Annotated in this window: 15 protein-coding genes; 4 read left to right on the forward strand and 11 right to left on the reverse strand. The window is 70.9% G+C overall.

The window, feature by feature from the left end:
- Positions 1-175 precede the first annotated feature (175 nt).
- The gene (locus tag G361_RS0109810) at positions 176-1,039 is read left to right on the forward strand and encodes an alpha/beta fold hydrolase (RefSeq protein ID WP_019926901.1); all 864 of its coding nucleotides are present in this window, start codon (positions 176-178) and stop codon (positions 1,037-1,039) included.
- Between the two features lie 23 nt (positions 1,040-1,062).
- Positions 1,063-2,415: a cytochrome P450 gene (locus tag G361_RS0109815; RefSeq protein WP_019926902.1), complete on the forward strand. Its 1,353-nt coding sequence runs from the start codon at positions 1,063-1,065 to the stop codon at positions 2,413-2,415.
- Here the strand turns inward: G361_RS0109815 and G361_RS43040 are convergent.
- The 3 genes from G361_RS43040 to G361_RS0109830 all read right to left on the reverse strand — a co-directional run bounded on the left by G361_RS43040 (position 2,387) and on the right by G361_RS0109830 (position 5,960).
- Positions 2,387-3,559, reverse strand: a complete 1,173-nt coding sequence (locus G361_RS43040) for a CdaR family transcriptional regulator (RefSeq protein ID WP_155981386.1) — start codon at positions 3,557-3,559, stop codon at positions 2,387-2,389. The two genes, G361_RS0109815 and G361_RS43040, sit on opposite strands and share 29 nt — an antisense overlap.
- 109 nt (positions 3,560-3,668) lie before the next feature.
- Entirely contained in the window at positions 3,669-4,196 is a 528-nt protein-coding gene (locus G361_RS0109825) for an SRPBCC family protein (RefSeq protein WP_155981387.1), read from the reverse strand.
- Between the two features lie 114 nt (positions 4,197-4,310).
- Positions 4,311-5,960: an acyl-CoA synthetase gene (locus G361_RS0109830; RefSeq protein WP_019926905.1), complete on the reverse strand. Its 1,650-nt coding sequence runs from the start codon at positions 5,958-5,960 to the stop codon at positions 4,311-4,313.
- 200 nt (positions 5,961-6,160) lie between these two features.
- Between G361_RS0109830 and G361_RS0109835 the strand changes: the two genes are divergently transcribed.
- Together G361_RS0109835 and G361_RS46815 are read left to right on the forward strand one after the other, a co-directional pair.
- On the forward strand, positions 6,161-7,021 hold the full coding sequence (locus G361_RS0109835; protein ID WP_019926906.1) for an oxygenase MpaB family protein: 861 nt from the start codon (positions 6,161-6,163) through the stop codon (positions 7,019-7,021).
- Positions 7,022-7,126: 105 nt separating this feature from the next.
- Positions 7,127-10,588, forward strand: coding sequence for a tetratricopeptide repeat protein (locus G361_RS46815; RefSeq protein WP_231386828.1), 3,462 nt, complete (start codon positions 7,127-7,129; stop codon positions 10,586-10,588).
- On the opposite strand, the gene G361_RS0109845 is transcribed toward G361_RS46815, so the two are convergent.
- From G361_RS0109845 to G361_RS43055, 8 genes are all read right to left on the reverse strand, one after another.
- A complete protein-coding gene (locus G361_RS0109845) occupies positions 10,575-12,020 on the reverse strand; it encodes an AarF/ABC1/UbiB kinase family protein (RefSeq protein WP_052172759.1) in 1,446 nt (481 codons plus the stop codon). The two genes, G361_RS46815 and G361_RS0109845, sit on opposite strands and share 14 nt — an antisense overlap.
- 26 nt (positions 12,021-12,046) lie before the next feature.
- Positions 12,047-12,553 carry an Imm42 family immunity protein gene (locus G361_RS0109850; RefSeq protein WP_155981388.1) on the reverse strand — a complete coding sequence of 169 codons (507 nt, stop codon included), beginning with the start codon at positions 12,551-12,553 and terminating at the stop codon, positions 12,047-12,049.
- Between the two features lie 583 nt (positions 12,554-13,136).
- Entirely contained in the window at positions 13,137-13,469 is a 333-nt protein-coding gene (locus tag G361_RS43050) for a hypothetical protein (RefSeq protein ID WP_019926911.1), read from the reverse strand.
- A gap of 121 nt (positions 13,470-13,590) precedes the next feature.
- Positions 13,591-14,517 (reverse strand): oxidoreductase, encoded by a 927-nt coding sequence (locus tag G361_RS0109865; RefSeq protein ID WP_026342865.1) that lies wholly within the window; start codon positions 14,515-14,517, stop codon positions 13,591-13,593.
- A 170-nt stretch (positions 14,518-14,687) separates the two neighbouring features.
- The gene (locus G361_RS0109870; RefSeq protein WP_019926913.1) at positions 14,688-15,131 is read right to left on the reverse strand and encodes a hypothetical protein; all 444 of its coding nucleotides are present in this window, start codon (positions 15,129-15,131) and stop codon (positions 14,688-14,690) included.
- A gap of 9 nt (positions 15,132-15,140) precedes the next feature.
- The gene (locus G361_RS0109875; protein ID WP_052172760.1) at positions 15,141-15,845 is read right to left on the reverse strand and encodes a nitroreductase family protein; all 705 of its coding nucleotides are present in this window, start codon (positions 15,843-15,845) and stop codon (positions 15,141-15,143) included.
- A gap of 105 nt (positions 15,846-15,950) precedes the next feature.
- Positions 15,951-17,108: a DUF5925 domain-containing protein gene (locus tag G361_RS0109880; protein ID WP_019926915.1), complete on the reverse strand. Its 1,158-nt coding sequence runs from the start codon at positions 17,106-17,108 to the stop codon at positions 15,951-15,953.
- Between the two features lie 64 nt (positions 17,109-17,172).
- Positions 17,173-17,703: a TetR/AcrR family transcriptional regulator gene (locus G361_RS43055; protein ID WP_019926916.1), complete on the reverse strand. Its 531-nt coding sequence runs from the start codon at positions 17,701-17,703 to the stop codon at positions 17,173-17,175.
- Between the last annotated feature and the right edge of the window lie 16 nt (positions 17,704-17,719).

Genomic DNA, 17,719 nt, shown 5'->3' on the forward strand with positions numbered 1-17,719 from the left:
GCGGCTGCCGGAGGTCGCGGGCCATCGATCTCGGGCAATAGTTCCCGTACCCCTTGCGGGAATGCCTTACCATACGGTATTCGATATAAGTGAGCGCCGTCACGGTCTCGCGGCCTCGCGCGGACCGGATCGGCATCCGCCCGGCGTTCACCGAAGGCAGGAAGTGATACCAGCGATGCCCGTCATCGATGTCAACGGCGGCCAGGTCGTCTACGAAATCCTGGGCGACACAGGGCAATTGATCGTCCTCACCCCGGGCGGCCGATTCGGCAAAGACTACCGCGGGGTGCGGCCGCTCGCCGAGCGGCTCGTCGCCGGCGGTCATCGGGTACTGCTGTGGGACCGGCCCAATTGCGGCGCGTCCGAGGTCCAGTTCTTCGGCCCCAGCGAATCCCACATGCGCGCCGATACGCTGCACGGCCTGCTGACCGCGCTGGAGCTCGGCCCGGTCGTGCTGGCCGGCGGCTCCGGCGGGGCGCGGGATTCGATGCTCACCGCGATCCGTTACCCGGAACTGGTCACAAAACTGGTGTTGTGGAATATCGTCGGCGGTATTCCGGGACTGTTCACGCTCAGCTGGGTGTACATCATGCCGACCATTTCGGCGTTGCGCGCCAAGGGAATCGAGGGTCTGCTCACGGTGCCCGAATGGAAGCAGCGCATCCGGGACAACCCGCGCAACGAGGCGCGGCTGCTGGCCCTCGACGAAGCCGAGTTCACCCGGCTGACCCTGCGCTGGCTGCAGGCGTACGTGCCCACGCCGGGCCAGACCATCCCCGGTCTGAACGACGATCTGCTCGTCGACATCCGGGTGCCGACCCGCATCATCCGCGGTGGCACCGACGATCCCGACCACCCCCGGCGCACCTCGCTCGAGGTGAGCTGCCTGATCCCCGGCGCCGAACTCGTCGACCCCCCGTGGGCGGAGGACGCCTGGGAGCAGTCCATCAAGGCGCAGGGCCGCGGCGAGGACGTCGGCATCTTCGACACCTGGGTCCTCGCCGCCCCGACCATCCTGGAATTCGTCGACCGAGCCTGACCCGGCCCCCGAGAGGACCACGCGTGACCATCGAGAACCTGTTGCCGCACGACGAGCGGCCCGGCTACCACTTCGACCGACACACCGCCGAGTACCGGCACCGGTTCGAGGACATCACCCACGAGATGCACGACAGCTGCCCGGTGGCGTGGACCGAGACCTACGGCGGCCACTGGGTCGCGGCGGGCAATCGCGAGGTGTTCGAACTCGCCCGCTGCCCTTACGTTTCCAACGATCGCGACGTCAAGGGCGAGCGGCGCGGCTACCAGGGCATCACCATCCCGTCCGGCGAGGCCGCGATGCCGATCCGCAACGGCATCCTGGAGATGGACGGCCACGAGCACCGGGTGTACCGCTCGGTGCTCAATCCCTACCTCTCCCCCGCCGCGGTGAATCGCTGGATTCCCTTCGTGGACGAGGTGATCCGCGCCTGCATCGACGACCGCATCGAGTCCGGCCGCATCGACTTCGTCGACGATCTGGCCAATATCGTGCCCGCCGTGCTCACCCTCGGGATGCTCGGAATCCCGTTGCACAAGTGGTCGATCTACAACGAACCGGCCCATGCGTCGGTGTACACCCCGCCGGACTCCCCCGATATGGCCCGAGTGCAGCAGCTGCATCTGACGATGGGCATGGACCTGATCGCGAATCTCAATGAGATCCGCGAGAATCCGCGTCCCGGCCTGATCGACGCGCTGGCCCGGATGTCCGTCGACGGCGAGAAGCCCGACGACCTCGACCTGCTCGGGCAGATGGCGTTGCTGATCGGCGGCGGCTTCGACACCACCACCGCCCTCACCTCGCATTCGCTGGAGTGGCTGTCCCAGCATCCCGACGAGCGTGAAACCCTCAGCCGCGAAAGGGATCTGCTGCTCAATTCGGCCACCGAGGAATTCCTGCGCTTCTTCACCCCGGCGCCCGGTGACGGCCGGACCATCTCCGAGGACTGCGAACTCGCCGGGCAGCGCTTCCAGGAGGGTGAGCGGCTGTGGCTGTCGTGGGCGATGGCCAACCGCGACCCGCAGGTCTTCGAGGAACCGGATTCCGTGGTGCTGGACCGGAAGGGCAACCGCCACTACAGCTTCGGGCTCGGTATCCATCGCTGCATCGGTTCCAACGTGGCGCGCGCGGTGTTCAAGCGGATGCTGACCGCGGTCCTGGACCGGATGCCCGACTACGTCTGCGATCCCGCCGGCACGGTGCACTACGACACGATCGGCGTCATCCAGGGCATGCGAAATCTGCCCGCCACCTTCACACCCGGCGAGCGGATCGGCGCGGGTCTCGAGGAGACCCTGCCCGTGCTGCAGCGGATGTGCGACGAGCAGCGGCTCGCGGCCCCCGTCACGGAAGGACGGACCGCGACCGAGTGAGGTTCTCCGACCGGAACCTGTGCACGATCAGCGCCGAGGCCAGAAGCCACAGGCCCGAAACATCATTGGGGTCGACGCCGGTGATCGACAGGATGCGCTTGAGCCGGTAGTCGATGGTGTTCGGATGGATGTGCAGGTCCTCCGCCGCGCGGCGCCGGTTCAGGTTGTGGCGGAGGTAGCCCGCGAGGGTCTCGACCAGTTCCGGGTGGGCGGTCAGCGGGTCGATCAGCGCGGCCAGGCGCTCGCGGGCGGGGCCGGGCCGGGTCAGCTGGTACTCCAGCGCGATGTCCTGGAGGCGGTACAGCCGGGCCGGAAGGTCCAGGCGCAGCACGATATCCAGCAGTTCGTCGGCGCGGTCGGCGCCGGCGCCCACCTCCGCCACGGGCGCCTCGACCACGGCGGCGGTGAGCGCGGCGCCGGCCACCGTCGCCAGTTCGGCGATCAGGTCGTCGACCGCGGCGGCGGTGGGGAACAGCGACGCGGGCAGCAGCAGGGTGCCGCCGTCCGGGCCGAGCAGCGAGAGCGGTTCCGCGGCACAGCGTTTCGCCAGCGCGCGATGCAGCAGCCGGAGCCGGGCCCGGCCCGCGCGCCGATCGTGCTGATGCGGAATGTCCACGGACAGTACGTGATACGCCGCGTCGAGCGGGATGCCGCGTTCGCGCGCGACCGCCGCCGGGCGGGCTCCGTCGATCAGCGCGGCCGCCAGCGCGCGGGCATCGCGCTGCCCGTCGGAATCGGATCCGTCCGCGACGTACGCACCCGACACCACCCGGGTGACGCGGCCGAGCAGTTCGAGGTCGGCGGCCGCGCGGCCCAGGGCGGACGTCGCCGGTTGCGCCGGCAGCGCCGCGCACAGCCGCTCGGCGAAGGCGTCGTGGACGGCGTGGTGCACGGCGTCGAGCGGGATCCCGGCCCGCGCCCAGCGTTCGACGGTGTCGCGCAGGCGGTTCATCCGCTGCTCGGTCTCCCGCGGCGAGGCGGCGGCGGCCAGATCGGAACACAGCTGCGATACCGAGGCCTGCAGCGCGACCGGCGAACGGGGGGTCCGGTGCCGGGCGGGCACCGGTACGCCGGGACGAGGGCGGATCACCATGCCCTCCGATCGGGGCGCGGCGTGGACCGTGACGACCGTCGACTCGGACATCCGGTCTCCTCCCTCGGGCGGCTCCCGCACGGTCACCGCCCCACACCGACGCTGGCATGTTAACTACGATTTTCTCAAATGTACCATGCTGTACTGGTCATTTGACGAGCTATGTTTGCGCCTGTTCCGATGAATGCCCACCGGACGGGCGGGCCGCGCCACGTCGGGGGCGCGGATCGGCCGCCGGTTCCGCACCGGCGGCCGTCGTCCCGACCAGGGCGGCGAGCCGATCGAGGGTTTCGTCCAACTGCTCGCGTCCGTGCTGTTCGAGCGCCTTCGCCACGTAGCCGGTGAGGAACGGGCCGCGGAAGTCACCACCGGCGGTCAGTTCGGTCCCACCCGCCACCGGACGCAGCAGATAGGTGAATTCGCAGGCGGTACCGGCCTTTCCGCGACCGGACAGCATGATGAGATTCGGCTCGGCGGCCGCCGCGACGGTCCATCGCACCTCGCCGGTCACACCGAGCAGCGCCACCGTCGACACCAGCGAGGCGCCGGAGTACAGCCGCTCGGGCGGCTCGCCGACGAAATCCCGGTGGATGCTGGACCATCGGGCCCAGGTGGCCGGCCGCGCGATGGCGTCGTACAGACCCGCCACCGCCACCGGCAGCTGTTTGGTGATGGCGATACTTCCCATGACGCTCTCCTCGCGGCGCACGGCGATCACCGCACCGGCGCCGCGAGGGCACGAGGCAGCGGCGCACCGTCGCTAAGTTAATGTCGATTCTAGCAGGGGCCGCGGCGACCGGATTCAGCCGACCTCGACCTCCTGCAGAGCGCGGCGCAGCACCTTCCCGGTGGCGTTGCGCGGCAACTCCGTCAGGAAGATCACGTCACGAGGCACCTTGTGCCGGGCCAGGTGGGCCTTCACGTAATCGCGGATCTCCTGCTCCTCCAGGGTTACGCCCTCGGCGGGAACGACGAAGACGCGCAACCGCTTTCCGAAATCGCGGTCCTCGACGCCGATCACGGCCGCCTCCAGGACGTCCGGGCGCTCCACGAGCAGATTCTCCACCTCGAGCGGATAGACGTTCTCACCGCCGGAGACGATCATGTCGTCGTCCCGGCCGTCGATGAAAAGCCTTCCGGCGGAATCGAAGTGGCCGACATCGCCGCTGCACAACAGGCCGTCGACGATCTCCTTGTGGCCGCCGTCGGTGTAGCCGGCGAAACTCAGGCCACTGGAGACGAAGATGGTGCCGACCCGATCCGGCTCGGTGATCCGCCGGCGCTGCTCGTCGTAGAGGGCCACCCGGCAGCCGACCGGCGGCCGGCCCACCGTCCCGGGCGCGGCGCGCAGATCCTCGGGAGTGGCGACCGCCGCGACCGCCACCTCCGTGGACGCGTACAGGTTGTAGAGCACATCGCCGAACGCCTCGGCGGCGCGGCGGCCCAGATCCGGCGACAGCGACGAGCCGGCCGCGAAGATCACCCGCAGCGAGGACGTGTCGTATTCGGCGAGCACCTCGTCACCGAGGTCGACGATCCGCTGCAACATCGTCGGCACCAGCACCAGCGTCTTCGCCCGGTACTTCGCGATATCGGCCAGCACCCGGCGCGCGTCGAAACGCCCCTGCTGGAACACGATCGCATTGCCCAGCGCCCAGCCCAGGCTGAACTGGGACAGCCCGGTGCCGTGGAAGATCGGCGCCGCCATGATGACGGTGTCCGCCTCCGGGAACGGGATCCGGTCCAGGAACTGCGCCGACAAAAGCGGCGAAACCTTGTCCCGCGGAGCGCCTTTCGGCATGCCGGTGGTGCCACTGGTGAGGATCACGACCCCGCCCGGCCGTTGCGGCGCGGGCAGTTCACCGGCGGGGTGCGTGGCGACCAGGGATTCGACGGTCGGCACCGCGCCGAGGTCGGCCGCGGGATCCGACACCCAGGTGATCACGCGCGGCACCGAATCCGGGACCGCGGCCGCCGTCGCCAGGAACTCCTGATCCAGCAGCAACGCGCCGACCTGTTCGCGCGCGGCCACGGCGGCGAGCTGCGGACCGGCGAATCCGGTGTTCATGAGCACCACCCGCGCACCGAGTTTGCCGCCGGCCAGCAGGGTCAGCACCATGCCGCGGTGGTCGCGGCACAGCGCGGCGACGACCGCCCCGGGCCCGATCCCGAGCGCGGCCAGACCGTGGGCCAGCGCGTTCGATTGCGCGTCGAGCTCGTCGAAGGTGAGTTCACCGTGCCCGTCGACGATCGCGACCGACCCACCGGAGCGGTGGCGGGCCTGTCGCAGCACGGTGACGAACGGGCCGTAGGCGGCCGCGTCCTTCATCGTGCGGATCAGTTCCGCCGGGCGGCGCACCGGGTCGATCATCCCGCGCCGCCGCAGCACTCCGGCCGCGGACCACGAATCGGATACCGAACGAGCCGCGTCCGACAGCTTCTTCCTCACCATGCACCCCTGGGTCCAACTCGACGGTGAGCGGACCGGCGCCGCCTGGCGACACCGGCCCATCACCCAGATCTCCGCAACATCCGCAGCTTATCCCACACCCAGAATTTCCGTTAACTTATCGGCGTATCCGGAGCATTGCATCCACTCGGCCGCTCTGAGAAGATGAGATGTAAACCATCTCAACTAATCGCGGAGGAGATATGCCCGACCGCGCCCCCACCGCGCCACCGCCCGGTGACACCGACGCCGCCCAGGAACGCCGCCGCCGCTACATGTCCGGCCCGGTGGCCCTGCTCGGCGGCCCGGCCAACGTGATCATGCAGCTCGGGCTCCCGCCCGTCGGCCGCGGTGTCATCGAGAGCACCGTCACCAGTGGCCGTTTCGACCTGCACCCCCGCAAACGGGGCAAGACGACCCTCACCTATCTCGCGGTCGCGCTGCTCGGCACCGACGAGGATCGCGACGCCTTCCGCGCCGCGGTCGACACCTCGCACCGCCACGTCCGCTCCACCGCGCAGAGTCCGGTGCGCTACAACGCCTTCGACCCGCGGCTGCAACTGTGGGTCGCGGCCTGCCTCTACCGCGGCACCGTCGACTCCGTCGCCTTCCTGTTCGGCGGCATCGACGAGCGCGACGCCGACGAGATGTACACCGACTGCGCCCGATTCGGGACCACGCTGCAGGTCCGCCCGGACATGTGGCCGGCCGACCGCGCCGCGTTCCGGGAATACTGGGACTCGATGCTCGCCGAGATCTCCTTCGACGACGAGGTGCGCCGCTACCTGCTCGACCAGGTCGTCGATCTCGGTCCCTACCACCCGCTCCAGCGGCTGGCGTTCCGGCGGATCAACCGGTTCTTCACGACCGGCTATCTGCCGCAACAGTTCCGCGATGAACTCGGCCTGGACTGGGGCCCGCGGCAGCAGCGGGCATTCGAACTCGTCATGCGCTCGATCGGCCGGGCCACCGCGGTCCTGCCGGACAGCTGGCGGCTGTACCCGTTCCAGGGCTATCTGGAGGATATGCGCGAGCGGCGCGCGCAGGGCAAGAACCTGGTGTGAGCCCGGACGCACCGCGATGCGGTGGATTTGCGGGCCGAACGGCACACACCGGCGGACCCGGCCCCGGCGTGGACGGCGGCGCCGCCCGGCTCTAACCTGGCAGCCGTGACCGGATCCGCCGACGGCAGCGCCAAGTTGAGCTCGGCGCGAACGCATTTCGCGGAGTCGCTGACCGAATTGTTCGATGCCGCGGGAAATCCGACGCTGGACGGGGTCTTCCGGGCCACCCGCTCCCGGTTCCCCGCCGCGCGGCGGCTGCCGCCGGTCCAGCGGATCAGCGACTGGCGGTCCGGCCGGGCGGTCCCCGCCCGGTTCGCCTCCTTCGAACCGGTCCTGGACACGCTCACGGCCCTGGCCCGGCAGCACGGCACCCCGGCGGGCTCCCGCCTGCTGAATCGGATCGTCTGGCAACGACTCTGGAACGAGGCCAACGCCGAGGCCCGCAGCGACCGGGGGCCGGAACCGTTGCGCGCGCCGCCGGTGCCGCTGCCGCGGCCCGCCGTCACCGACACCCTGCCGCGCGATATCGACACGCTGATCGGGCGCGAACCCGAACTGCAGCGCATCCTCGACCTGGCGGCCACCGGTCCGGCGGTGTCGATCTACACCATCGACGGTATGCCCGGGGTCGGGAAGACCGCGCTGGCCACCCGGGCCGCGCACCGGCTGGCCGACCGCTATCCCGACGGCCGATTCTTCGTCAACCTGCACGCGCACACCTCCGGGCACAGCGCGGCCACCCCGACCGAGGTATTGGCCGGGCTGCTCACCGATCTGGGTGTCGATCCGCGCAATGTGCCCGACACGCTGGACAGTCGGCGCAACATGTGGCGGAACCAGGTGGCGGGCAAGCGAATCCTGCTCGTCCTCGACGACGCCCGGGACCACGAGCAGGTCGAGCCGCTGCTGCCGAACGGGCCCGGCTGCCTGACGCTGATCACCAGCCGGCGGCGGCTGGTCGCCCTCGACGGCTCACTGCCGCTGGCGCTGGACACCCTGGATCCGGAGAAGGCCGCCGAGCTGTTCCGCACGCTGGCCCATCGGCCCGCCGCCGACGGCGACGACACCGCGATGGCCGATATCGCCCGGCTGTGCGGCTACCTGCCGCTGGCGATCGTGCTGCTCGCCGGGCGGCTGGCCCATCACACCGCCTGGACCATTCCCGAGGCGGCCGCCGATTTCGCCGCCGCCCAGGACCGGTTGTCCGAACTGGAGGCCGGGGAACGCGCGGTCCGGGCCGCGTTCACGATGTCCTACCGCGACCTGCCGCCGCACCGGCAGCGGCTGTTCCGGCTGCTGAGCGTGCACCCCGGGCCCGATATCGACAGCCACGCGGCCGCGGTGCTGGCGGGCAGCACCGAGACCGAGGCCCGCCGCGAACTGGAGGTGCTGTTCACCGATCACCTCATCGAGGAACCCGCCCGCGGCCGGTACCGGATGCACGATCTGCTGCGCGAATACGCGCGAGCGTTGCCCGGCAGCGACGACGAGCATCGCGCGGCCGTGGACCGGCTGCTGGACCACTATCAGCGCACCGGCGAACGGGCCAACTGGTTCCTGGTCGGCGGTCCCCGGCCGCAACCGCCCGCCGGCGCCGCCGAATCCGAGGCCGCGCCGCGGTTCGCCACCGCCGCGGCGGCGCTGGCGTGGATGCGGGCCGAGCGCGGCAACCTGCTGTCCTGCCTGGAATACGGTGCGGCGCATCATCAACCGGCCCGGGTGATCGGATTGACCGGCGCGCTGGCCGGATTGCTGCGCCTGGACGGGCCCTGGCCGCTGGCCATCCGGCTGCACCGCCGGGCCGCCACCCACGCCGAGCACAGTGACGACCGGATCGGCTTGGCCGCCGCCCTGCTGGACCTGGGCACGGTCCGCTACGCCACCGGCGACTATCCGGGTACCGAAAGCCTGGCCCGCCAGGCGCTGGCGGTGTACCGGGGGCTCGGCGACCGGGCCGGGGAGGCGCGCTGCCTGAGCATCCTCGGCCGATTGGGTTATGCCACCGGCGATTACCCCGGCACGGCGGATCTGATGCGCCGGGCGCTGGCCATCTACCAGGAGGTCGGCGACGGGCTCGGCGAGGCGTACGCGCTGATCGGGCTGGGCGTGGTGCGCTACGCAACCGGCGACTACCCCGGCACGGTGAATCTGGTGGAACAGTCGCTCGCGGTGTTCCAGGAGATCGACGACCGCTCCGGCGAGGCGTACGCGCTCAACGAACTCGGCGTCGTGCACTATGCCACCGGCGACTACGCGAGCGCCGTCGCGGCACTCGAACAGGCACAGGCCCTTTCGCGCGAGATCGACGACCGGTTCGGCATCGCCTACGCGCTCAACGATCTGGTCGCGGTGCGGTTCGCGATGGGCGACTATCCGGGTGCGGCGGATCTGACAACGGTTGCGCTGCAGAACTATCGGGAGGCCGGCGACCGCTGGGGCGAGGCGTACGCGCTGAGCAATCTGGGCCGGGTCGGTTACGCGACGGGCGACTGTTCCGACGCCTCCGAGCAGATGGGCCGATCGCTGGCCATGTTCGAGGAGATCGGCGACCGGGTCGGACAGGCCTACGTACTCAGCGATCTCGGGCTGGTGCGCTACTCCACCGGCGACTACTCCGGCGCGGTCGAGCGGATGGACAAGGCGCTGGCGATATTCCTGGACATCGGCGACCGGGTGGGCCAGGCGTACACGCTGATCGAACTGGGACTGCTCGCATACGCCGACGGCGAGTATCCGCGCGCCGACGAGCGAATGCAGCAGGCGCTCACCATCTTCCGCGAGATCGGCGACCGGGTCGGACAGGCCTACGCGCTCAGCGGGCTCGGCCGGCTGAGCTATGTCACCGACGACGTCCCCGGCGGGATCGATCGACTGCAACAGGCGCTGGGCATCTTCCGGGAGATCGGCGACCGGGTCGGGCAGGCGTACGCACTGAGCAGCCTCGCCCGGCTGCGGTACGCCACCGGGGATCTCGCCGGCGCCGATACCCTCGTGCACCAGGCGAAGTCGATCTTCGAGGAGGTCGGTGACCGGTTCGGGCACGCCTTCAGCCTCGCGGGCCTGACCCTGTTGCACGGCGCCACCGACGATTTCGTCGCGGCGACCGGATACGCGCAGCAGGCCCTGGCGATCTTCCGCGAGATCGGCGACCGGGTCAGCCAGGGCTACACCTTCATCGGGCTCGGGCTGTTGCGCTATCAGGCCGGCGACTACGCGGGCGCGGCCGAACTGGTGCAGCAGGCGCCGGTGATCTTCCGCGAGATCGGTGACCGGCTCGGCGAGGCGTACGCCTTCATGGGCCTGGGCCTGGTGCGCTACAAGGTCGGCGACTATTCCGGCGGCACCGATCTGGTCCAGCAGGCGCTGGCGATCTTCCGCGACGTCGGCGAGCGTCCCGGGCAGACCGAGATGCTGGACCGGATCAGCAATCTGTGGGACCAGTACAGCCCGCCGCAGAATCCGGTCGCCTCCTATATCGACACCGTGCGCCTGGTCCGCGAGATCCAGATCCGCTGGAAGCGGCGCCGGGTGTGGCGTGACCTGCCGGTGCCGGTCACGCCCCGGTGACCGGCGCACCGTCGCGTTCCCGCTGCCGGCGCCAGATCCGGTGTTGCGCACCGAGTTCGGTGACCGGCTCGTCGTCGTAGAGCCACTCCCGGGCGATGCGGTGCCAGTTCGCGGTGGCCCGCAGTTGGCCGAGAGTGCCGAAGGTCATGAAGTCCGCGCGCCGGGAGAACAGATGCTCCGGCGGCAGATTCTGCCGTCGCATCCCGGAGAACTCCGCGAGCCGCGGATCGATCGCCATCAGGAATGCGCCGGAGGCCAGATCCGGGGTGATCGGCAGCGGCTCGTCGACCAGGCACCACTCCGAGGCCGCCAGCACGTACTCGCAGCACTCCTCGGCGGTCACCCCGGCGATTTCGTCGATGACGCCGCGGTCGACCATCAGCCGGTACAGGTCGTCGTGCCGGTCCTCGGCGGCCGCGCGCAGGCAGGCCACCTCGAAGGCCATGTGCCCCTTGTCCATTCGCTTGTACAGGCCGAAATCGAGGAAGGCCAGCCGGCCGTCCGGGCGCAGCAGCAGATTGCCCGGGTGCGGATCGCCGCAGAACTCGCCGAATTCGTACAGCGAGCCGACGTAGAAGCGGTAGACGATCTCGCCGAGGCGGTCGCGCTCGGCGTCCGGCAGTGCCCGCATGGCCTCGAACGGCGTACCCGCGCAGAATTCGGTCACCAGCACGTGCGCGCTGCCGAGTTCCGGGAACGCCCGGGGCACCGAGATGAACGGATGATCGGTGAACAGGTCCGCCACCTGCGCCTGGGTGCGCGCCTCGGTGGTGTAGTCCAGTTCGTTCAGCACGGTGGACCGGAACTCGTCCAGCACCGCGACGGTGAATCCGGGCAGGAACTGCGCGATCAGGAAGCGCAGCATGCCGATGTTGCGGAGATCGGCGCGGACGGCCGCGTCGATGCCCGGATACTGCACCTTCACCGCGACCTCGGTCCCGTCGGGCAACCGGGCCCGGTAGACCTGCCCGATCGAGGCGGCGGCGACCGGTTCCGGATCGAACTCCGCGAACAGCCGCTCCAGCGGCGCGCCCCGCTCCTCCTCGACGACCCGGCGCATCGTGTCGAAATCGACCGCCGGCGCCTGATCGCGCAACACCGCCAGCCGGCTCTGGAACGACTCCCGCTGATCCGGCGGCACCAGGTCCAGATCCAGCATCGACAGGAACTGGCCGAGCTTCATCGCCAGGCCCTTCATATCGCCGAGGACCACGACCAGTTGTTCGGCCATCTTCATGGTCGACTCGTCGGCCAGCCGCTCGCGCGCGGCGGCCGAGCGGCCGATCATCGACAGCCGGGTGCGGCGCTTGCGCACGGCCTGGGCCGCCACCACGGCGCCCAGTCGCGAACCCCGGACCAGCCGGGACGTCGCGACCGGCTTCGCGGGCGACGCGGAATCCTCGGATTCCGCGGGAACATCGAGCCGGTCCATACCGCACACCTCCGCGCCAGAACCTATCACTGCCCGCCGAAGTGCAAGGCGTCGAGAAACATTCGCAGCACACCGTCGAACTCGCCTCGGCGCAGGGCACATTCGCGTATCTCCGGACGGCCGATCCGGCACCAGATCAGCCGGGCGGCCGGCCCGTCCTCGACGACGAAAACGTCCCAGGGATCGAAGGATTCGGTGCGCGGACCGACGAACGACGGCCAGTAGAGCCGGGCGTCGGCGTCGATCTGCTCCTCGGTGCGCTCGTTGTCGGTGAACAGGGCGTCGGTGACGATCCGCACCACCTCGGCCGCGGGCCGGGCCATCAGGTCGGCGTTGCGGCGGCGGTCGGCGCGCGCGGCGATCCGGCCGGTCGCGACGGCGGCCTCCGCGATCGAGGTCGCCACGTCGTAGCGGCCCACCGGCTCACCCCCGCACCACCAGCGGAGGCGGCCGGGCAGCCGATCCGGACCTCCCGGGCCGACCGCATCCAGCTCGTATTCGATGCCGAACCGGCTCCGGTCCCCGACCAGCATTCCGTCTTCCTCCTGATCCCGGTACCGGCTCACCGTACGAGGCCCGCGACCGCGACCGATCGCGCCGCGGAACGGATCCCCACGTCGGAACCTTTCCGGTCCGGAAAATCGGGGTCCGCTCCGGAACGGGCGCGTTTCGCCCGCCGGACCGGCCGGTCCGGCGGCTGCGGGATCCGGCGCCGCCGCCGATGTCCGGGATGTTCCGGTCCGGATGACCGGATCGATGCTGTGACCAGCAACTTCACGCCGAATGCCGGATTCGGGCTGTCGCGGCGACCGGCAGGGCGCCTACCGTCGAGACGTCGATGGCCGCGGAGGGGAGTCATCGACGACGGCTCGGTGACGATCGGAGGGGACGTCATCGAGTGCGGTCCCGCCCCGGAGCGATCCGGGGCGGGACCTCTCGTTCCACCGGGCCCGGAAGCCTGAGCACCGGCCCGGAACACGGAGAAGCCGTGCCCAGGCCCGTCGGCCTGAGCACGGCTGTCCCCGGAATCCGGTCCCGCCCGGGATCAGGGAGGAGGAGGCGGGCAACACGGACATCCGGGTCCGGGATACGGCGGGGGCATCGCCGGGCCCGGAGCTAGGGGTGGGGCGGGAAGAAGCCCGGGGGTGGCGGGCCCTGATGCCAGCCGCGGTCCTCCGGCGGGCCGTCGCCCCACGGCCGATCGTCCGGGCCGTCGCGCCACCGGCGATCGTCCCACTGGTCGCGGTCGTCCGGACCGTCCCGCCACCAGTCGGCGTCCGGTGGCGGCGGACCGTCGAACCACTCGTCGTCGGGCGGCGGGAACCACGGGCCCGGCAGGGGCGGGGGCTGCGCCCCGGCGGCGGGGATCACGGACAGGGCGGGGGCCAGCGCGAGCAGGGTCGCCACCATGACCACCGTGCGGCGGATGCGACGGTCCAGCGTCTTCACGGTCCTCCTCTCGGGGGCCGTTCCGAGTACGGCCGCCCCATCGATCATGTGACCGGAGGGGCCCCGCTGTCGCTGAAAGTTAGCCAACTGAGACGAGCGACGCCGGCGAGGCGGCGCGGCCTCAGGCCGGGAACGCGTACTCGACGCCGGTGAGGCGGGTGCAGGTTTCCCACAGCCGCGCGCCGGTCGTCTCGTCCGAGGCCACCGGGCCCGGATCGCGGGAGGCGGGATAGCCGCGCATGTTCCGGAGGCGATCGGGACAGTAGAAATCGCCGCCGCGGACCTCGGGATCCACCGCGGCCCGCAGCGTGTTCAGCGCGCCCTGCGCGGCGGAAATGGCCAGCGGAGCGGTGAACCGGCGCATCGACTTCGAGCCCATGAATCCGATGAAGCCGCCGGTGTTGGCGCCGAAGTCGGTGTTCGCGCCACCGGGATGTGCCGCAGCCACAAGGGTTTTCGCGTCGGCGGCGGACAGCCGCCGCTGAAGTTCCAGGGCGAACACGAGATTGGCCAGCTTCGACTGAGCGTAGGCCTTCCAGCGGCCGTAACCGCGGCGGGTGTAGTCCAGATCGTCCAGATCCAGTTCGTCCATGCCCGAGACGTTGCTGCTCACCACCACGATCCGGCCGGCCGGCGCGGCCAGCACCCGGTCCAGCAGCAGGCCGGTGAACGCGAACGGGCCCAGCTGATTGGTGGCGAACGTGCGATCCACGCCGCCGACGAGGGAGAGTTCGCCGAAGGCGGCCCCGGCGTTGTTGATCAGCAGGTCGATCCGCGCCAGCCGCTCCCGGAGTTCCTCGGCGGCCGCCCGGATCGAATCCGGGTCGGCCAGATCCAGCCGGACCGAACTCAATTCGGCGTCGGGCGCGGTGAGCCGGATCTGCTCGGCCGCCGCGGTGGCGCGCTCCGGGTTGCGGCAGGCGAGCACCACGTGCGCGCCGTGCTCGGCGAGCATCCGCGCGGTCTCGAACCCGAGCCCGGAATTCGCTCCCGTCACCACCGCCGACCGGCCGTGCTGATCCGGTATCGCGGCTGCAGTCCATCTCACCCTGGACCCGACCATGTCACTCCCTCCGAAAATCGTGCCGCCCAAGTATTTACAGTGACCTACGACACTGCAAGTGCTCGAGCGGAATCCCCCGGCCGGACGGGCCCGGCGGCCAGGTCCGAGCGGACCCGATCCCGGTCCGGCGGTTCGCCACCGGACCGGCTCGGAGCTCAGCCGTTGCTGTACACACGCTCCGGAGTGACGAGCAGCACAGTGCGGCGTTCGGCGAGCATGACCCGGTCGTACTCGTCCCAATCGTCGTGTGTGCCACCGGCCGCGCTGAACACCTCGCGCAGCAACAGCCGCAGCCGCTCGGCGTCGACACCCGGCGCCGGAACGTCCGGACCGGCGATCCACACCGGGCCCTCGACCGCCGCCCACTGCCAGCCGGCGTGGGCGACGATCGTCGTGCGCGGGCGGGCCCGCAGATTGGCGAGTTTGCGGCTGGCGCCGAACACCACCAGCCCGACCACATCCACGCCGGTATCGGGATGTTTCAGCACCCCGACATTGACCAGCGACGACTGGATCGTGTTGTCGGCACGCAGGGTCGAGACCACGCTGAGGCCGTTGCTGCGATCGGCCAGCCGGGCGAATTCCGCGAGATCGGTCACAGCCGGAGTCTACGTACCGGAACCCCGCCCGTCGTCCGACGGCGCGGCGAGCAGTTCGCTCGCCGGTTCGTCCCAGCGGTCGAGGAACACCGACTCCGCCAGCGGGCGGCGGCGGACCGGGCCGTAGCCGCCGCGCGGCCACCCGACCACCACGTGCCCGGCGACGATCCAGTTGTCCGGGACACCGACCGCGGCGCGCAGCAACGCCTCACCGCCGTAGGAGGCCCAGCTGGTCAGGCAGGCGCCGAGGCCGCAGGCCCGCGCGGCGAGCAGGAAATTCTGCACGGCCGGGAAGATCGATCCGCCGAGCAGCAGCTCCGACGCCGTGCTGAACCGCTCCTGGGTGAACAGCACCGAGGTGAATTCGCCTGCGCGGTCGTGCAATTCGTAGACCGCACGATCACCGCGGGCCCGGCGGCCGTGGTCGGACGGATCGGGCCGGGTCATTCCGTAGACCGGCTCGATCACCTGCAGCGCCTGGGCCGCGGCCTGCGCGACCACGGCCCGCAGCTCCGGGGAGCGCAGCACCACGAACCGCCGGGCCTGAGCGTTGGCCCCCGACGGCGCCCACGTCGCCGCGCGCAGGCAGCGGGTGAGGGTGGCGTCGTCGACCGGTTCGTCGGTGAAGCGGCGGATCGAGCGGGCGGTGGACATCACCTCCCAGACGTCCGCCCCGGAATCCCCGTGCGCGTCGTGCGCGCCGGTCGTGCGCATGCTGGTCGCGGTCGCCGAGCCGCGTTCGTCCGAAACCGTCACCGGTGTTCACCTTCCCGTCCCCGCAACCCGCACGCCGACATTACCCCCGGCGGCGTGCGGGTCTCACAGGTATCCCCCGACCGTGGGGGCCGGCGGCAGCGCCTGGATGCGGGCGTGGTCGTCGCGGGCCTCGATGAGTTCCGCGAGCGTCATCCCGTCGGGACCGACGTCGGGCCGGGGCCGGTCGCCGAGTTCGCGCGCCAGCCAGGCCGTCGCCTCCGGGTGCGGGAGCCGTCCGACCTCGAGCTGCGCGAGGCAGCGGCCCGGACGGATCACCGCGGGGTGCAGCCGGGACAGGTTCTCGTTGGTGGTGATGGCCACCAGCACGTCGCGGCCCTGGCCCAGCATGCCGTCGGTGAGGTTCAGCAGCCGGGACAGGCCCTGGCCGGTGGACTCCTTCGCCGAACCGCGGATCAGTTCGTCGCAGTCCTCCAGGACCAGCAGCCGCCAGCGCCGCTTCTCCTCGTCGTAGGTGTCGACGCCGATCGCGACCTCCATGAGGTAACCGGTGTTGGCGAACAGCGCCTCCGGGTCGAGGACGCAGTCGACCTGGCACCAGTCCGACCATTCGCGGGCCAGCGCGCGCAGCGCGGAGGTCTTGCCGGTGCCCGGCGGCCCGTGCAGCAGGAGCAGCCGCGCGCTGATGTCCTCGGGCCGCAACGACATCAGCTGCTGCATCGCGGCGGCCACCCCGGTGCCGTAGTTGCCCGCGATATCGGCCCAGCCGGCCGCGGTGATGGTGCGTTCGCGCCGGTTCGGGCCGTGCGACCCGGCATGCCAGAAGCCCATGGACACCTGGCTGTCGTCGGATTCCGGTGTGACCGTGGCATCTTCGGAGCAGGTGGCGATCACCTCGCGGGCCAGCTCCTCGCTGACGGCGCAGACGTTGAGCACCGCGTCGCCGCCGGACCGGCGCAGGGTGCGCAGCGTCCAGCCCTCGCCGGTGGACAGCACGGTCCGGGTGCCGCTGTCCTCGCTGGTGCGCAGCACGCGGGCGCCCTCGGGGCACAGCGGCGCGTCCGGCTTGACGTGGTAGAGCTCGGCCGTGCGGGCGTGCGGCTGCTCGCCGCTGAGGTACGGCGCGAGGCCGAGCGCGTCGATGACATCGCGCGGGGAGTCGCTGTCGTCGACGTGCATCACCCACGACAGCGGACCGGCCGACGCTGCCGCGGGCTCGTCGCGCCCGACCAGCCGGAGACGGTCCTGGGGGTTCGTGGTCATCCGTCGATGATCGGCGTGAAAACGGCTCGGGTCCAGTGATTTTCGGCCGAGTCGGACGGCCGGGCTAGCGGCGGCCCGGTCCGAGGATCCGCGCGGTGAGGGCGAGCACGCCCGCGCGGTGGCGCGGGGCCGAGATCGCGGCGGTGATCTCCGGTCGCAGGCTCGCGAAGACGGCCAGGGCCAGGAATTGCGCGTCGGCCTCCGGAGCGGCCTCGGCGATCAGGTCCGCGAGCAGCGCCTGCCACGGACCCCAGGTGCGGGCATGACAGCTCTCGGGCAGGGCGCGCAGCAGCGGCTGCAGGCCGGAGCAGAGGTCGAAGACGGCGGCGACGTAGGCCACGATCCGCTCGGCGGCCGGTAGCGCGGGGTCGGCGGCGATCTCGCGGGCCTGTGCCCAGGCGCGGCAGGTCCGGTCGTCGAACACCGCGCGGATCAGGCCCTCGCGGTCGGTGAACCGGCGGAAGAGGGTGCCCTTGCCGACGTCGGCGGCCGCGGCGATCTCGTCCATCGAGACGTCGACGCGGTGGTCCTCACAGATCAGGCGACCGGCCACCGCGAGGATCGCGGCCCGGTTGCGTTCGGCGTCGGCACGCATCCGGCCCTCCGGTCGA

It is taken from the genome of Nocardia sp. BMG111209, assembly GCF_000381925.1.
In the GTDB taxonomy this organism is placed as follows: domain Bacteria; phylum Actinomycetota; class Actinomycetes; order Mycobacteriales; family Mycobacteriaceae; genus Nocardia.

Coding starts and splice junctions, on each gene's coding strand:
- G361_RS43040 (WP_155981386.1), bottom strand. CDS start 3,559: ATGTCCGAGTCGACGGTCGTCACGGTCCACGCCGCGCCCCGATCGGAG.
- G361_RS0109825 (WP_155981387.1), bottom strand. CDS start 4,196: ATGGGAAGTATCGCCATCACCAAACAGCTGCCGGTGGCGGTGGCGGGT.
- G361_RS0109850 (WP_155981388.1), bottom strand. CDS start 12,553: ATGCTGGTCGGGGACCGGAGCCGGTTCGGCATCGAATACGAGCTGGAT.
- G361_RS0109845 (WP_052172759.1), bottom strand. CDS start 12,020: ATGGACCGGCTCGATGTTCCCGCGGAATCCGAGGATTCCGCGTCGCCC.
- G361_RS43055 (WP_019926916.1), bottom strand. CDS start 17,703: ATGCGTGCCGACGCCGAACGCAACCGGGCCGCGATCCTCGCGGTGGCC.
- G361_RS0109880 (WP_019926915.1), bottom strand. CDS start 17,108: ATGACCACGAACCCCCAGGACCGTCTCCGGCTGGTCGGGCGCGACGAG.
- G361_RS0109810 (WP_019926901.1), top strand. CDS start 176: ATGCCCGTCATCGATGTCAACGGCGGCCAGGTCGTCTACGAAATCCTG.
- G361_RS0109875 (WP_052172760.1), bottom strand. CDS start 15,845: ATGCGCACGACCGGCGCGCACGACGCGCACGGGGATTCCGGGGCGGAC.
- G361_RS0109835 (WP_019926906.1), top strand. CDS start 6,161: ATGCCCGACCGCGCCCCCACCGCGCCACCGCCCGGTGACACCGACGCC.
- G361_RS0109830 (WP_019926905.1), bottom strand. CDS start 5,960: ATGGTGAGGAAGAAGCTGTCGGACGCGGCTCGTTCGGTATCCGATTCG.